This window comes from Pseudomonadota bacterium (assembly GCA_011049115.1).
In the GTDB taxonomy this organism is placed as follows: Bacteria; Desulfobacterota; Anaeroferrophillalia; order Anaeroferrophillales; family Tharpellaceae; genus DSCM01.
The window spans coordinates 18,965-34,098 of record DSCM01000133.1; the positions used below are offsets into that span (position 1 = coordinate 18,965).

General features: G+C 53.3%; 14 protein-coding genes. 2 read left to right on the forward strand and 12 right to left on the reverse strand.

What is annotated here, in order from left to right; genetic code table 11:
* Positions 1 to 11: 11 nt before the first annotated feature.
* From ENN66_11530 to ssb, 11 genes are all read right to left on the reverse strand, one after another.
* Complete coding sequence (locus ENN66_11530; protein ID HDS17212.1) at positions 12 to 1,535, reverse strand: hydrogenase; 1,524 nt, start codon at positions 1,533 to 1,535, stop codon at positions 12 to 14.
* A 5-nt stretch (positions 1,536 to 1,540) separates the two neighbouring features.
* Positions 1,541 to 2,974 (reverse strand): hydrogenase, encoded by a 1,434-nt coding sequence (locus tag ENN66_11535; protein HDS17213.1) that lies wholly within the window; start codon positions 2,972 to 2,974, stop codon positions 1,541 to 1,543.
* Between the two features lie 4 nt (positions 2,975 to 2,978).
* Complete coding sequence (locus ENN66_11540) at positions 2,979 to 3,617, reverse strand: hydrogenase (GenBank protein HDS17214.1); 639 nt, start codon at positions 3,615 to 3,617, stop codon at positions 2,979 to 2,981.
* A 4-nt stretch (positions 3,618 to 3,621) separates the two neighbouring features.
* A complete protein-coding gene (locus ENN66_11545; protein HDS17215.1) occupies positions 3,622 to 4,533 on the reverse strand; it encodes a hydrogenase in 912 nt (303 codons plus the stop codon).
* On the reverse strand, positions 4,530 to 5,525 hold the full coding sequence (locus ENN66_11550; protein HDS17216.1) for a hypothetical protein: 996 nt from the start codon (positions 5,523 to 5,525) through the stop codon (positions 4,530 to 4,532). Before ENN66_11550 ends, ENN66_11545 begins: the two co-directional genes overlap by 4 nt.
* Complete coding sequence (locus ENN66_11555; GenBank protein HDS17217.1) at positions 5,522 to 5,998, reverse strand: hypothetical protein; 477 nt, start codon at positions 5,996 to 5,998, stop codon at positions 5,522 to 5,524. The genes ENN66_11550 and ENN66_11555 overlap by 4 nt, the downstream gene beginning before the upstream one ends.
* Positions 5,989 to 6,513, reverse strand: coding sequence for a hypothetical protein (locus ENN66_11560; protein HDS17218.1), 525 nt, complete (start codon positions 6,511 to 6,513; stop codon positions 5,989 to 5,991). The genes ENN66_11555 and ENN66_11560 overlap by 10 nt, the downstream gene beginning before the upstream one ends.
* A gap of 183 nt (positions 6,514 to 6,696) precedes the next feature.
* Complete coding sequence (locus ENN66_11565; GenBank protein HDS17219.1) at positions 6,697 to 8,709, reverse strand: hydrogenase; 2,013 nt, start codon at positions 8,707 to 8,709, stop codon at positions 6,697 to 6,699.
* A gap of 23 nt (positions 8,710 to 8,732) precedes the next feature.
* Positions 8,733 to 9,419 carry a helix-turn-helix domain-containing protein gene (locus ENN66_11570; protein HDS17220.1) on the reverse strand — a complete coding sequence of 229 codons (687 nt, stop codon included), beginning with the start codon at positions 9,417 to 9,419 and terminating at the stop codon, positions 8,733 to 8,735.
* A gap of 68 nt (positions 9,420 to 9,487) precedes the next feature.
* Positions 9,488 to 10,669 (reverse strand): hypothetical protein, encoded by a 1,182-nt coding sequence (locus tag ENN66_11575; GenBank protein ID HDS17221.1) that lies wholly within the window; start codon positions 10,667 to 10,669, stop codon positions 9,488 to 9,490.
* A 234-nt stretch (positions 10,670 to 10,903) separates the two neighbouring features.
* Complete coding sequence (gene ssb, locus ENN66_11580; GenBank protein HDS17222.1) at positions 10,904 to 11,383, reverse strand: single-stranded DNA-binding protein; 480 nt, start codon at positions 11,381 to 11,383, stop codon at positions 10,904 to 10,906.
* Positions 11,384 to 11,849: 466 nt separating this feature from the next.
* Between ssb and ENN66_11585 the strand changes: the two genes are divergently transcribed.
* Positions 11,850 to 12,980 carry a 3-hydroxyacyl-CoA dehydrogenase family protein gene (locus tag ENN66_11585; protein HDS17223.1) on the forward strand — a complete coding sequence of 377 codons (1,131 nt, stop codon included), beginning with the start codon at positions 11,850 to 11,852 and terminating at the stop codon, positions 12,978 to 12,980.
* Positions 12,981 to 13,046: 66 nt separating this feature from the next.
* Here the strand turns inward: ENN66_11585 and ENN66_11590 are convergent, their stop codons facing one another.
* Entirely contained in the window at positions 13,047 to 14,756 is a 1,710-nt protein-coding gene (locus tag ENN66_11590; GenBank protein HDS17224.1) for a hypothetical protein, read from the reverse strand.
* 154 nt (positions 14,757 to 14,910) lie between these two features.
* On the opposite strand from ENN66_11590, the gene rpmB reads away from it, so the two are divergent.
* Positions 14,911 to 15,096 carry a 50S ribosomal protein L28 gene (gene rpmB / locus ENN66_11595; protein ID HDS17225.1) on the forward strand — a complete coding sequence of 62 codons (186 nt, stop codon included), beginning with the start codon at positions 14,911 to 14,913 and terminating at the stop codon, positions 15,094 to 15,096.
* The last annotated feature ends 38 nt before the right edge of the window (positions 15,097 to 15,134 follow it).

Here is a 15,134-nt window from a genome sequence, read left to right on the forward strand (position 1 = left end):
TCCTTAAACTTTTAAAGATCATGCCCACAATAGGAAAGATTGAAACTCTTGTTGCACAAGGGAAAATCGGAAATTTCCTGCCGCCGCAAAACCTGAGCCAGAGCAAACCAGTTGTGAAAAGATGGATCGACGATCTTGTAGCGGGCGAAACTGCCGCCCGCATCGGTGATGCCGACATGGCAAATTTCACCCCGCCAGCCTTCGCAGAGGGCCACCGCCAGGGAATCGGCCTGCAGCGGAGCGGAAGTAACCCTCACCTTGCCGGAGGGCAAATGTTTCAACTGTTCCTCGATAAAAGCAAGGGACTGCTGAATTTCCAGCCACCGAACATAGGCCCGCCCCAGAACATCCCCTGAGTCATAAGTGGAAATCGGAATCTGCGCGAAACGATAAATCCCCGTGGGATGGTCGTAGCGCACATCCCGCGGCAGACCACAGGCGCGCGCCGCCGGCCCGACAATTCCCAGGGCGACGGCGGTCTCCCGGGCCAGACGACCGGTGTCCTCAAAACGGGCCATCACCGACTGATTCTCCCATAAAAGATTAATCGCCTCGCTCGATTCCTTTTTCAGAATGCGCAGCCGGCGCAGTAATTCCTCGATCCCACTCTGGTCGACATCAAACCCCACTCCGCCCGGTTGAATCAGCCCCCGCCCGAAACGATTGCCGCAAAGATAGGCGGTCAGGTTTAAAAACTCACCCCGAATGCGACCGCAATAACTTGCGGTCGGCAAAAAACCGACATCTCCCGACAAGGCGCCGAGATCGCCCACATGATTGGCCAGCCGCTCAAATTCCAGAGCAATGCCCCGCAGGGCCTGGGCGCGCACCGGTTTTTGTATATGGGCAAAACCTTCAAACACCTGACAATAAGCCAGGCTGTGACCGATCGTGGTATCGCCGGCCAGGGTTTCCATAAAATGCAGGGTTCTGGCATTCGGTCCACCGGGCAGAGCTTCTTCCACCCCACGATGCTGATAGCCCAGCGCGATCTCCAGATGAAAAACCTCTTCCCCATGACATTGAAAACGAAAATGCCCCGGTTCAATAACGCCGGCATGAACCGGACCGACCGCCACCTCATGAACCTGGTCCCCGGCAATCCGGTAAAAATCACCGACCGCCGGCAATATCGGTTCACCCGCCGGCCGCTCCCAGGCATCCCGGCCCGTCCAGGATGGGCGGTAACGCACCGGCTTAAACCAGGGATGAGACCGGGCTTTGAGGCCGAACTGCTCGGCAATTTCCCGCTCAAAGAGCTGAACCTGGTGACAGTTCGAAGCCAGGGAGGGAAAACTCGTTTCCGTCACCTCGCTACGGCCGACATAGAGATGATTATCCTCATCATCGGCCAGGACAACGTACAGAATCGTGTTTGCTTCCGACGGCGAAGGCGCAGCGAACAGGGCGCTCACCCTTTGGCCCCGCTCAACCGCGGCGCTGATGGTCTGCATAAAATCATCAACCGCCAAACCAGGGATATCCTTCAGAGAAACAACCCCACCGTTGGCGATGGTCGCAAGTTTGGTCGACATGGGCATCATCCTCGATTCTCCAGAAAGCTGACGGCGTTATTGAGCATGGATTGCAGAAATTCCGGAATGTACAGGCCCAGCAGCAAGACGATTGCCATAAAAGCCAACACCGGCGCCGCCGTCAGGAAAACATCCCGGTAACCGGAGCCGATCACATCCGTGGGAACTCGACCCTGCACCACGCGTAAAACCGTGATCCCCATGCCGATAAAGACCAGGAACAGAAATACCAGGAAGAGCCCTCCGGCCCAGAAACGCCCGGTGCTGAAAGCGGCGTCAAGAATCGAGAATTCACTGATAAAGGGAGCGAAGGGAGGCGATCCGGTAATCGCCAGGAAACCGGCCAGAAACAAAGCCCCAGATAACGGCAGACGCCGGAGAGCGCCGCACACCTGATCGGTATTCTTGCTCGCGTAAGCCCGGTGAATATTGCCGGCCGAAAGAAACAAGACCCCCTTGGTCATGGCATTATTGATCATATGCAGCAGGGTTCCGAACAGGGCCGGGCCGCCGATTCCCAGGCCCAGAACCAGGATCCCCATATGCTCGACGCTGGAATAGGCCAGCATGCGTTTGAAATCACGCTGGCTGAGCATGAAAATACCGGCGACCGCCATGGAAAACAGGCCCATGAAAACCAGCAGTTTCGCCATAAATTGCTGTTCCCCCGCGGCAAGACCGATCTGATAGATCCGCAGCAAAGCGAGAAAGGCGCCGCTGGTAATCCCGCCGGCAAAGATACAACCGACCACGCCGGAAGCTTCACCATAGGCATCGGGTTTCCAGGTGTGCATGGGAGCCAGCCCCATCTTCGTCCCATAACCAACCAGAATCAGGATGAACGCGGCTCGCAACCAGGGTTTCGCCAAGCCCGGTCCGTTCTCAAGCAGCTCGGTAAAACCCAGAGTCGCTTCCATTCCTCCCTGCAGGGAGGAATAGGCCAGGAAAAAGGTTCCCAACAGGGCCAGCGCGATACCCACGGATCCGACCAGCAGATATTTCCAGGTGGCTTCGATACTGCGCGGGGTATGATTGAAATAGATCAGGGGAGCCGTAACCAGGGTGGTGCCCTCGATCGCCACCCATAAGAGTCCGAGATGGTGAGCCCAGGCAACCAGGGTTATCAGCCCGAGAAAAGCCAGCAGACAAGCAACAAAGATGCGATTGGGCCGTTCCTGTCTGAATTTAAGATAGCCCACCGTGTAAAAAGACGAGAACAGATACAGCAGGGTTATGGTCAGCAGAATGATCGCTCCGACCGGATCCAGCACGAGCCAGGGCGTCCGGCTTCCCCACTGAGGGAAAATAAGCACCAAAACAGTACCGGCGGTATGCGCCAAGGCCGTCACCGGCATGAGCCAGGGACGCCAGTAATTACTGGTCACCACCATGGCCAAAGCGGCCATGGCCAGAGGTAACAGAATCAGGGCCAGGGCCATGAAATTACTCCTTAAGAGAAGAAAGATGGCGCGTATCCAAAGAGGAAAACGTGCGATTGATTTGGTTGGTAATGATTGAAACAATGAAAATACTGACAAAAAGGTCGAGCAGCATCCCCATTTCCACGACCAGTGGAATCGCCTCCATCAGCAGCAGGCTGAACATATAGATGCCGTTTTCCAGCACCAGATAACCCAGCACCTGAGTCAATGATTTCAGCCTGGTCGTCAACAGAATAAACCCCACCAGGACGACCGTGATCGCGGTTGGAATAATAAGCGACTCAGACTGTCCCGGCACCTGCCCGCGCCCGCAGATCAGAAATACCGCCGCCGTCACCAGGGCGCCGATGATCGTCGACGGCAGCAAACCGATAATGGGTTCAACTTCCCGTTTGATCTGCACATCGCGCAGAGCTTTGATCATAATTGCGGGAATAACGATCCCCTTCAGGGAAATGGCCGCCAGTGAAGCCAGAATTGTGGCAAAGGAGAGATGCGAATGGATGAACAGAGGTAAAAACCCCATCAGCACCCCCTGTAAAGCCACGATGCGAATCACCGAAATGATGCTCGCGTTGCCGAGGGCAAAAAGATTAAGCGCCAGAATGAGCATGAAAATCGCATTCATTAACTGATCCATCAAATCACCTCAACAAAACCACAAAGGCCGAACCGCATAAAAGAACGGAGACGATCAATAAGGACGGCACTCTCGACATCCGCAGGCGGGCCATGATCGATTCGATAACCCCGACCGAAACCGCAAGCCCAAGCAAACCGGTGATAAAGATCAGCCAGTCCAGCCAGATTTTTCCGGAAGCTGCCGGCAGCACGAGATTAAGAAAAACGGAACCGAGAACCATGAACTTTAACGACGAGGCATATTCAATCAGGCCCAGCAGAGGCCCACTGTGATCAAGCACCATAACTTCATGGATCATGGTCAATTCAAGATGGGTATTGGGGTCATCCACCGGAATACGGCTGTTCTCGGCCAGGAAGACAATATAAAAACCCAGGGCGATCATGACGATTGAAGCCGCACTGCCCCGATGAAAAAGAGAAACCTCTGGATCGTGCAGCATGCCGGCAAGAGAAAGTGAGCCGGAAAGTTTGGCCAGCACCAAAAAAGCAAAAAACATCGCGGGCTCGGTCAGGACCGCGAACGTCACCTCACGGGAAGCCCCCATACCTTCAAAGGCTGAACCGGTATCCAGGGCGGCGGCGGTCGTAAAAAACCGGGCCAGGCCGAAAAGGTAGGCAAACAGGAGAAAATCCCCGGTAAAGGAGACCAGGGCCGGAGAACTGCCGAGCGGAATCAGGACGGCGGCGGCCAGCACCGCGATCAGCGTGATAATCGGGCCGGCCTGAAAAACCCAGGTGGTGGTTCCGCTCAGAACCAAACCCTTACGCATAAGCTTGAAAAGATCATAGTAAAACTGAAAAAAAGGAGCGCCTTTACGTCCGGCCAAAAAAGCTTTAGTTTTATTGACCACTCCCAGTAAAATTGGCGGTAAAACCAACAAGAGAAACAGATGCACCGGCAGATTGATCATAAACCACCTCCCACGCCGCCGAAGATAAAGAGGCCCAAAGTCATCAACAGGACGTAGAGAACATAGATATGCGTCCAGCCATGCTGAAGGATGTAGATCTTGGGCACAACTCGACTTGCCATTTTAAATGCCGGCAAAACCAGTCTGTCCAAGACGGTGTCCGGCATGACTTCCTGAAATTCAGTTTTTTGCGGAAAAGGTGAAAAGGTCAGCGCGGGAAAACGAATCATGGGCCATAAGACAAAACCGAAAAGTTTGCTAAGCGGCTGGGTAAACGAAGTCCCCGTGTACTGCATTTTTGCCGCAGGTTGCGAATAACCACAATCCCAGGTCGGCCCCGAGCCCACTATTTTTTTCTTCCGCGCGCGCAGATACCAGGCCCCCGCCACAAGCAAAGCGATCAAACTTATACCGTTACAAGAGGCCAGTCCTGAAGGTGAGGCCAAAAGGGCAAGCTTCTGGGCCGGATCGAGCAGGGGCATCCAGCAACGCACGGCTTTCTCAAACAAAGGCGACACCGCCATCGGCAGCAGGCCGATGAAAAAACAACCGCCCGCCAATAAAAACATAGGCGCCAGCATGCTGATTTCGGGATCATGCGCCGCCGCGGAAGCCGACGAGCGTGGAACGCCCAGGAAAATGGCGCCATAGAGTTTGACAAAGGTGACGACCGCCGCCAGAGCGCCGATCGTGGCCAGGGCCACGGCACCGGCACCCGCCAGGGCCAAACTCGCTTCCGGCGTTTTCGTCGCGAGGGTTTTAAACAAACCCAGATAAATAAACCATTCGCCGACAAAACCGTTAAGCGGCGGCAAGGCGCAGATGGCCAGTGCCCCAACCAGAAAAAGAGCCGCGCTCACCGGCATTTTTTTAGCGCCCCCCATTTGTTCGAGATCGCGAGTGTGCCCGGCATGAATAATCGCCCCGGCATTGAAAAAGAGCAGGGCCTTGAACAATCCATGATTCCAGACATGGAGCAGGGCACCACTCATTCCCAGGAGCACCAGTCCCGGGCGGGCACAGGTCCGGCCCAGCAGGGCAGCCCCACCCCCATGGTTATAATACCGACGTTTTCAATGCTGCTGTAAGCCAGCGCCCTTTTCAGATCACGTTGACTTAAAGCGAAAACAATGGCGAATAAACCACTCAGCCCCCCGGTAACCAGCAACAGGATACCCCACCAGGAAGCGCCACAGGAAAACAGACTGGAGATTCGCAGCAGGCCGTAAATACCCATTTTCAGCATTACTCCGGACATCAGGGCCGACACATGACTGGGGGCGTTGGCATGGGCTTCCGGCAGCCAAACATGCAAGGGCATGAGACCGGCCTTACAGGCGAAACCCAGAAGCACCAGAACAAAAATCAAGCCCGCGCCGAACAACGGCACCGTCGCCGGGGCCACCAGCAGGGAAAATGAACCCGTGGCCTGGTGCCAGAGAGAAAACATGGCGATCAGTAACAAGGTGCCGACATGAGTGGCGACCAGATAAATCCGCCGGCCTGCCGAACCTCGAGAAGATCATCCTCAATCGTGGCGGCAAAATAGGCCGAAACGGCCATAACCTCCCAGACCAGCAGAAAAAGAACGCCATCCCGGGCAATCACGACCAAAGCCATGCTCCCGGCCAGCAAGCCGTAGAAGATCCCCAGTTTCTTTCCATTTTCCGGATGCTCAAGCTGTTTCCAGTAGCTCAGGCTATAGACTGAACCAAGTGCGGCAATCGTGAAAATCAAGCTCAGGAAGAAAGCGCTGAGCGCAGCGACGGCCACGGTAAAGCTTCCCCAGGGCAAACACCAGGGCAAGGACAGGACCGAAACCTCGGTACCGCACCAAGACCATCCCGTACTCAGGATGCCCAACAGGCTTCCGGTCAGCAGCAGACTCACTGTCAAACGCTGCCCCGCCGTCGGTCCGAGCGGCAACAGACTCGCCGGTAAACCGCTGAAAAGCAACAACCCCAGACCCCAAAACACCAACCCAAGCCCTTCCATCTTTTTTTAAACCTCTCAACAAAATCTACAGAATTAACCAACCCCATGCAGGCCGGCTGACATTTTTTCTTTTGCTTACCCCAGGCGTCTGATGACCGTAAACCAAACGCAGAAAACCGGACACATTCGCGTCCGGCATAAAGAAAGCACCTATCTGATTCTTCGCTCTTAAAGCAGGCCGGCGAAGATCTCGGCAAAAGGAAGCAGGGTCGTCAGCATGAGTAAAACGGCCACGACGACATACAGAACATAGAGACGCGTCTGTCCCTGCTGGAAACGATAAAACCAGCGCAGCTGCCTTTTGAGCCGACAGAAACCCGGAATCAGCGCCCGATCCAGAACCAGCTCGGCGACATGGCTATGCAGACGGCTTCTCTCCGGCATTACGCCTCTGATTTCAGGCCCCCTGACTTCAGGTTTGAGAACCCAGACGAACAAGCCCAGTAAAGTCCGGGCAAACGATGAGGCCGTGTATTGCATCCTGGCCGTCGGCGCGGCGTAACCACAATCCCAGGTGACCACTTTGCGCCGCGACCACGGCTTGCGACAACGGCGAAAGCAAAGAACCGGAAGTAAAACCAGGCTCAGCAGAAGAAACGCCGACCAACTGATGGCGGAAAAGGGAATCAAGCCCGCCAGGGTCGGACTGTAGGTCGACAACGAAACCGGCAACCAGGCGGCGATAGCCTGCTCAAGCACCGGAACCATCAGCCCCGGCGCCAGGCCCAGAACCAGACATAATCCGGCCAGAACCAGCATGGAAGCAAGCATGACGCCGGGCGCTTCAGGGGCCGACGCCGCCGCCGGACTGCGCGGCGTCCCCAGAAAAACCGCGCCATAGACCTTGACGAAACAAGCTATGGCCAAGGCCCCGATCATGGCCAGAACCGGAGCTGCGACCCCCACCATCAAACCAGAATTTCCCGGAACCATAAAGGTTTTAAAAACCCCCAGATAAACAAAAAACTCACTGACAAAACCATTCAAAGGCGGCAGACCGCAGATAGCCACGGCCCCGATCAGAAAGAGAACCGCCGTCCAGGGCAGGCGTTGCGCAAGCCCCCCCAGCTGATCGATGCGGCGGGTATGAGTCGCGTGAACAATCGCTCCTGACCCCAGAAACAGCAACGATTTAAAAAGACTGTGGTTCCAGATGTGCAACAGACAGCCGGCCATTCCCAGCATAATCCATTCCGGCCGGCCATAGCTGCGGCCGAGCATGGCCAGTCCCAGACCCAGCAAGATAATGCCGATATTTTCAACGCTGTGATACGCCAGCAGGCGCTTCAGGTCATGCTGAGCCAAGGCAAAGATAACCCCCAATAAACCGCTCAGGGCTCCGGCCGCCAGAATGAACCAACCCCATAAGGCCGGAGGATCAGGCAGCAGGGAAAGGATGCGAATCAAGCCGTAAAGCCCGATTTTCAGCATGACTCCGGACAAGACCGCCGACACATGACTGGGCGCGTTCGCGTGCGCACCGGGCAACCAGAAATGCAGCGGCATGATTCCAGCTTTCAGACCAAAACCGACAAAAGCCAGAAAAAACAGGATATGGCTCTGCAACCTCGAGACGCTCCCGAGCGCCGGGGAAAAAAAAGCAAATGATCCAGTCAGATGTCGCCAGAAAATAAACAAGCCGAAAAGCACCAGGGTCCCGAAATGAGTGGCCAGCAGATAAACCAGGCCGCTCTTTCGACATTCTTCAAGCTCGTCTTCCGTCGTAACCAGAAAAAAGGCCGAAAGCGCCATCACCTCCCAGCCCAGCAGAAAAGCCAGAGCATGCGTACTGACCACCAACAAGGCCATCCCCGCCAGCAAAGTGCCCCAGAAGCAACGCAACCCGGAAGCGTTGTGTTGGTTTTTCTGCTGCGGCCAATACCCCAGACCAAAGACCGCTCCCAGAAAACCCATCACAAAAATCGGCACCAGGAAAAAGGCGCTCAGAGCGTCAAGCCCCAGACAGGAACCGCCGGCGGGCGGCCATGGGAAAGCGTGAGCGGTCGAAAAAGCCGACAGGAAAAAAACCCGACCGCTGCCGATCAAACCGGACAAGGCTCCAAGTCCCAGCAGGAAAACCGCGCTCCGCTCCCCCCAGACCGAAGTCCGCGGCAGAAAAAGCCCGGGCACCCCACTACCGGCCACCAGAATCAGGGCCAGATTCAGCAAAAAAAAATTCACTCGCGGTTCCTTGGTCTATCGATTCAATTTCGCGCTGGAATTTCACCTTCAATCAGAGTCAGCAGGGCCAGCAGCTCTTGTTGCGATGCTTTTTCATGTAAGGCATCCTGCAGACGTTGATTGTGTAAAACATAACTGATTCTTGACAATAAATGCAAATGAACTCGCGTCGTCGTACTGATCAGGGTAAACAGGACGTTTACGGGCTTTCCATCCAGAGCCTGGAAATCTATGGGTTTTTCTAAAAAACAAAGGGTTACCGAAGGCTTTGCGACGTTCAAGACCACGGGATTGCGCACATGGGGGATGGCGACTCCCCCCCCGAAACCGGTTGAACCCAGACTTTCCCGCGCCAGAAGCACTTGATAAAGGAACTCACGGTCGACCGTTTCGGGCAAATTTAGGAGGGCGACCATCGACCGCAGCACCGACGCCGAATCGTTGCCGGGCAGTTGATAGATTACGCCTCCGTGACTAATCGCCTCCACCAAAGAGGGCAGAACCGTCGAACCGTTGCGTCCTTTCTCCAGAAAGCTATCCGGCGCCAACTTCATATGCCGGGCGTTGGCCCATTCCAGAATCTCGCTGCGCACAAAACGATATTGCTCGTTGATTTTGCGAGATGGAATGATTGACTTTTTAATCCACCGATGAATCGTGTCCTCGGAGACGTTAAGCAGTTGCGCGATGTCCTGAACCGACAAATTCATCAATGAAACTCCTTGAAAAAAATAACCATTTTTTTACTCCGCGGATATCGGGCAATAAAAATCAGCTCTTACTTCGGGGAACGGATATCAAAACGGGGAGCGGCCAGCATTCTGCCGATCTGCTCTTTCAAATCCGTCTGATCCGGGTTTTCACTAGCCTGTTCCTGCAACAGGTTAAACAAACGACTCTGCTCCAGCGGATGAGCATAGGCTTCCGGAGTGCCGTCCTTCAGTTGAATATGGGCGGCCCAGGGAACAAAATAGGTGGTTGCCGGAAACCCCTGATACTCGGAGATGTCTACGTTGAGACCCGCCACATAAAGCAGATTTTTATCGGCATACTCATTCCCCCGACGAATGGACTCCACCGTCCGGGCAAACTCAAGCTGGATATTGATCTTGGCCGCTCTCAACGCCGGGTTGGGAGCGGTGACGATCGTGGGCATGAACTCGATCAGAGATCTTTCCAGCAGGATAGACTCATCGGTTTCATGGAAAGCTTCCTGAAAAAAGAAAAGGTCATCATACAGATATTCACCGATCGCTTCCCCCTCTCCCCCCTTCCACACATAACCTGCGATCTCAAGACGCCGGCGAAAGGATTCGGAAACCTCGTAAGTCTGGCTCGTGGAAAGGGCCGCTATCGGATTGATCCGACCGGCCGCGTCAATTCTGGCGATGTTCTCCAACCGCAGGACCAGGCCGCTTTTCACCGGATGCAAGGGGAAATCGACAAATGAATTCTTAACGGTTATCAGGTGCCGCCCCGCATCTTCCCGCCGGAGAAAGATGCGATTTCGGGCAAAATGATATTGTTCGAGATAGGGCGTGATCACATGCGTGATCTTGCCGCAGGAGTTGGAGCTGCACGAACCTTTCATTTTGGGGCGCACCCATTTTCCGTAAGCACCGGTATGCGGGTCATAGCCCACATGGCTGGCCTGCACGATCAATGAATCCTCGCCATGATGGGCATGCGGACCATGGCGGTCAATCGCGACGATGCCGCCCACCCGGCCATGATTAAAAGGAAAGGTGCCGAAATGCTTGGTCAACAGAATAATCGGCCAGCCCTGATTTTCATCGGAGCAAAAGGCCCGGGAAGGCATGATGTAACCTTTCCTGAACCCCAGGGTCATGCAGAGGTTATAAAGCTTGGGAACGAATTCGGCATAGGGAATAGCCAGACCATCCACCGCGAAAGGCGCCAAGGTTCTAACAATATATGGTTTCTGATAAAAATTCGGCATTGATTGAACCTCCGGTAAGCTAAACCGCAACCTGCCTTATCCATGCCTTTCCTTATCTTTCGCCGAGAAAGGCCATGTCCTCGCCTTTTCGCAAAAAAGCAAAGTGCCCCTTCTTAAAAGAGAGGGGCACTTTGCTTGAGCAACCAGCTTATATAACCAGCCGTTCCTGCATGATCTTTTTCATATCACTCCGTGGCCGCCACTACCCGATTCGAAGTTCGTTCGGACTCTGAATCAGAAAGGAATATCATCAGGACCGTTGTCGGGAATTGAAGAATGACCATAAGGTGCTGAATTTTCCGCACTCGACTGACCCCCGGAACCGAAACCACCGCTCCCGCCACCGGCAAAAGCTCCACCTTGGCCGCCACCGGCCGACTGACCGCCGTCCCGCCCCCCCAACATCTGCATGGTGCCGGCCACGATTTCCGTAGTCCAGCGTTTAACCCCATCCTGTTCCCAGGAACGGGTCTGTAATCTTCCTTCCAGATAAATCTGTTTACCTTTATGAAGCCATTTGGCGCAGATTTCAGCCAGCTTGCCGAAAGCGATAATGCGGTGCCATTCGGTTCTTTCCTCCTTTTGCCCGTCCTTAACCCAGCTGTCGGTCGTAGCCAGGGTGAAAATCGTAAAGGGGTTACCGCTACTCCCATATTTCATTTCGGGATCACCGCCCAGATGCCCGACCAGAATAACCTTGTTTATTCCCGCCATCCTCTCGTCCTCCATGTTGAGCGCTTAAATCCACGCTGATTTTTCAATGCCGACAGCTTGAAGAGTTTAAAACTCCTTCGAGACAAACCAACCTGGAATATAATTTGCAGACCGCAGACGACACCATTTCAAAAGTATATTACCACATCGATAATATATCGATTTCAAGGAAGACATCCTCGAAACAATATTTTTATATACATACGACTTTTTTTCCCATTAATCAAGCCGGAAATTTCGGGCAAAATAATATTGTGTTTTTTTATTCATTCTGGTAAGCCTTCTTTGATTATGCAAGGTTAAACATGCGTTATAAAATCGCCGTCAACCGGGAAAATCGGCGGGAATAAATAAATAATGAAGTTCAACAACCCCCGCGCCGACTTCCGTTTCTAATAAAAAAACGGTTTTCCAGAGCCGGCGGGGATCAAATCAGCAACGAGGTTTGCCAAGGAGAAATCAGACCATGAGTGAGATCAAAACCGTGGGCGTGGTTGGTTTCGGCGTCATGGGCGCCGCCATCGCCCTGAATGCCGCCGGAGCCGGCTATCAGGTTATTTACAAGGAACTCAATGATGAACTAGTCGCCGCCATGTTTGAGCGCTGGGTGACCAAACCATTGAGCAAGAGAGTGGCCCAAGGCAAGATGAGCCAGGGCGAGATGGATGAACTGAGTGGCCGGATAAGCGGCACCAGTCTTTACTCGGGACTGCGGGAATGTGATCTTGTCATTGAAGCGGCAATCGAAAAAATGGATCTTAAAATCGAGGTTTTTACCGAGCTCTCCAAGGCCTGCCGCCAAGACGCCATCCTCGTCAGCAACACTTCAACCTTTCTGATTGAAAAGCTCATGGCCAAAGTCGACAATCCGGGTCGCACCGCCGGCCTGCATTATTTCTTTCCGGCCAATATCAACCGTTTAGTCGAAGTCATCCGACAGAAGAAAACCAGCGACGACACCTATCACGCCCTAATGGAATTTGCTCGCAGAAACCGTAAAGTGGCCATCACGGTTAAAGATTTTCCGGGATTTGCCGTCAATCCCGTTTTTATCGCCAGCTATGTCGTTCTCGACAGTTTCCATGGGGATAAATTCAATGCCATCAGCCTCGAAAGCATTTCCCAGGAAACTCTGGGGCTTAAATTCGGCATCATGTGGGTCCAGAACGGAGCGGGTCTCGGCACCTGCTACCATGCCGGTGTTTCCATGGCCGCATACCTGCGCGCGGCAGATACCGGCTATCCCGCGATGTGCCCCCAACTGAAGAGTCAGTTTGAAAGCGGTCGTCCCTGGGATATTGAATCCGGCGTGATCATCGAAGATTCGGCCGCCCGGACCGAGGTCAGGGAACGACTTCTGGGAGCCATTTTTGCCATTTCCACCCATTTGATTGAACACGAGGTGGTAAGCCCCGACGATCTGGAGCTCGGCATCATCACTTCTCTGGCCTGGCCCAAGGGTCCCCTGACCCTGATGAACGAGCTGGGCATGGAGGAAAGCTCCCGTCTGGTCAAACTCGCGGTCGCCGCCGGAGATTTCAATCTGCCCCAAAAGTTCGCGGACAACGACCTGAGTCCCTGGAAGTTAAAAAAATAACCCCTAAAAGTGCCGTCTTTCTTAAAGAGCGTGAAGAATCTTTAAACAAAAGATTCTTCACGCTCTTTAAATTTTGGCGTCAAATCTTCCGGTCGCAGCAGCACCGTCAGCCCTTTTCTTGCGGGCAACTATCTCTTGGGCCAGCCTGAGAATTTCAGCAAAAGGATGGTGAACCTGCGTGGTATTGATGGTGATAATCGTATCGGTAATCGTGCCGTACCGGGTCGGATCTCCACTCTCATGAAGATGATGGGAAATTATATCCCGCAATTCGGTTTCCGTGCCCATCATGATATGGCGTTCATTCTCGGCGATCAGATCTTTGATGCGAGGCCTCTGCCGGGTGCGAATAAAGAACTGGGCTCCCAGGGTGGCGGCTCGCAGGGCATGCCCGCTGTCCCAGCCAATCGCTTTCAAGGCAATGAAAATTCCGGCGAAGGTATCCCCGGCGCCCAGGGTTGACACCAACTCATCGACAAAATCATCCCCGCAGATAATCCGGCGATCGGCATAACGCATGCGAAAAATCGTGTCTTCAGGCATGCGGGCCTTCCGCCAATAAAGCTGAGCCCGTGCCGGAGTCAGGCGCTCGGTATAACGAACCCCTTTGCTACCCTCGGTCAACAGCAAACGACCGCCCTTATTATTCTCTCCCTTTTTACCTTGATTCATCTGGCGCACAAGTTGACTGCAGGTCAAATCAATCCCTCGCCGCCGAACCACGCTGTCCATAAGCAACAATTCATCGGTATTTAAAATCAGGTACTGAATAAATGGAATTATCGCATCATGAATAAGTTCCTCACGGCTGTTGAAAAAACGTTCCTGACGCGAAGTATAGTAACGCGAAGCAACCAGCTCGTCCATGCAGCGGAACAAAGTTTTGGTCGGGCAGAAATACGTCTGTACGGCGCTGGCATACGCCGTATGCAGAAGTCTGCAGACCAGACGCAGTTCCTCCGGGTTGGTCAGCGAATTAACAATCAGATTGGTGTCGACGAACTCACTGTCTTTGCGCAGCTTATACTCAAGATCAAAATAACGTTGCGCCAGTCGTTCAACCGGAATGATCTCTTCGTTGGTCTGGTTAGAGAGCACGATGCGATCCAGAGTCTTGCCCTCATCGTTCTCGATCGTTAAAACATAGCTCGTTCTGGGCACCAGATTTTCAACATGCATTTCCGGAATATCGCCGATCTTAACCTGATTATCCTGATAAAAGTTTTTCACAAGCTTGAACATGGGATTCTTGACATCAAAGAAAAACAGATGTTCGAACTCAATCGCCGAACTCTCGGCTTTAAGCTCAGCCGAGTTGTAAAGACAGCGAATTGCATCAATCAGGTTACGATTATTGCCCCCCAACTGCACCTTGGCCTTGCGCTTGACCAAAACCTTGTGCAGATCCTTTTCCGTCCGAATAACGTCAGGATAAACAGCGTTAAGCCCCTTGAGCAGGGACGGCAGATCCGAAACCCGCAGATCGGCTGACTTGCGTTCCCCATGCTTACCACCAAAAGCCATGGTATAGTATAATTTTTCATTAACCTTCTGCACTTCGCAGGCCGCCAGAGGGTTGACTATCAGCATTGCTTCGCGGCCATCGACCTGACAACAGAAAACCGTTCCCAAAGGCAACAGTATCTTATCGTCAATCATGATAATATCATTATTGACGGCCGCCCGAATCTCCTCCAAAGAAGGTTCGATCATGTAATCGAAAACCGGAATTCCCCCTAAAAAAACAAAGCGACTTTGCGTTTTTTTATCAGCCATGACAATCCTCATCTAAATCATACTTGATTTTCATTGTTGATTCGTGCTAAAGGGCACAGCCTCACTGAGGCTTTAACTAAACAGAGAGCATCGTTGCGCTTGAGGTTCTCTTAATATTTACGATAAACCAGCCAATTCGACGGAGTATTTAAAGATGGCCAGAGTCTGTGATATCTGCGGTAAAAAACCGCTTGTCGGCAATAACGTTAGTCATGCTCACAATAAAACCAAAAAAGTCTGGCGGCCCAATCTGCAGGAAGTCAGGGCCACGATTGACGGACAGAGCCGCAAGATTAAAGCCTGCACCCGTTGTATCCGCTCCGGCGCGATCACTAAATAATCCAAGCCTTATTTCGACCTCTGCAAAACCGGTACCGG

Coding starts and splice junctions, on each gene's coding strand:
- ENN66_11530 (HDS17212.1), bottom strand. CDS start 1,535: ATGTCGACCAAACTTGCGACCATCGCCAACGGTGGGGTTGTTTCTCTG.
- ENN66_11535 (HDS17213.1), bottom strand. CDS start 2,974: ATGGCCCTGGCCCTGATTCTGTTACCTCTGGCCATGGCCGCTTTGGCC.
- ENN66_11540 (HDS17214.1), bottom strand. CDS start 3,617: ATGGATCAGTTAATGAATGCGATTTTCATGCTCATTCTGGCGCTTAAT.
- ENN66_11545 (HDS17215.1), bottom strand. CDS start 4,533: ATGATCAATCTGCCGGTGCATCTGTTTCTCTTGTTGGTTTTACCGCCA.
- ENN66_11550 (HDS17216.1), bottom strand. CDS start 5,525: ATGAGTGGTGCCCTGCTCCATGTCTGGAATCATGGATTGTTCAAGGCC.
- ENN66_11570 (HDS17220.1), bottom strand. CDS start 9,419: ATGAATTTGTCGGTTCAGGACATCGCGCAACTGCTTAACGTCTCCGAG.
- ENN66_11575 (HDS17221.1), bottom strand. CDS start 10,669: ATGCCGAATTTTTATCAGAAACCATATATTGTTAGAACCTTGGCGCCT.
- ssb (HDS17222.1), bottom strand. CDS start 11,383: ATGGCGGGAATAAACAAGGTTATTCTGGTCGGGCATCTGGGCGGTGAT.
- ENN66_11585 (HDS17223.1), top strand. CDS start 11,850: ATGAGTGAGATCAAAACCGTGGGCGTGGTTGGTTTCGGCGTCATGGGC.
- ENN66_11590 (HDS17224.1), bottom strand. CDS start 14,756: ATGGCTGATAAAAAAACGCAAAGTCGCTTTGTTTTTTTAGGGGGAATT.
- rpmB (HDS17225.1), top strand. CDS start 14,911: ATGGCCAGAGTCTGTGATATCTGCGGTAAAAAACCGCTTGTCGGCAAT.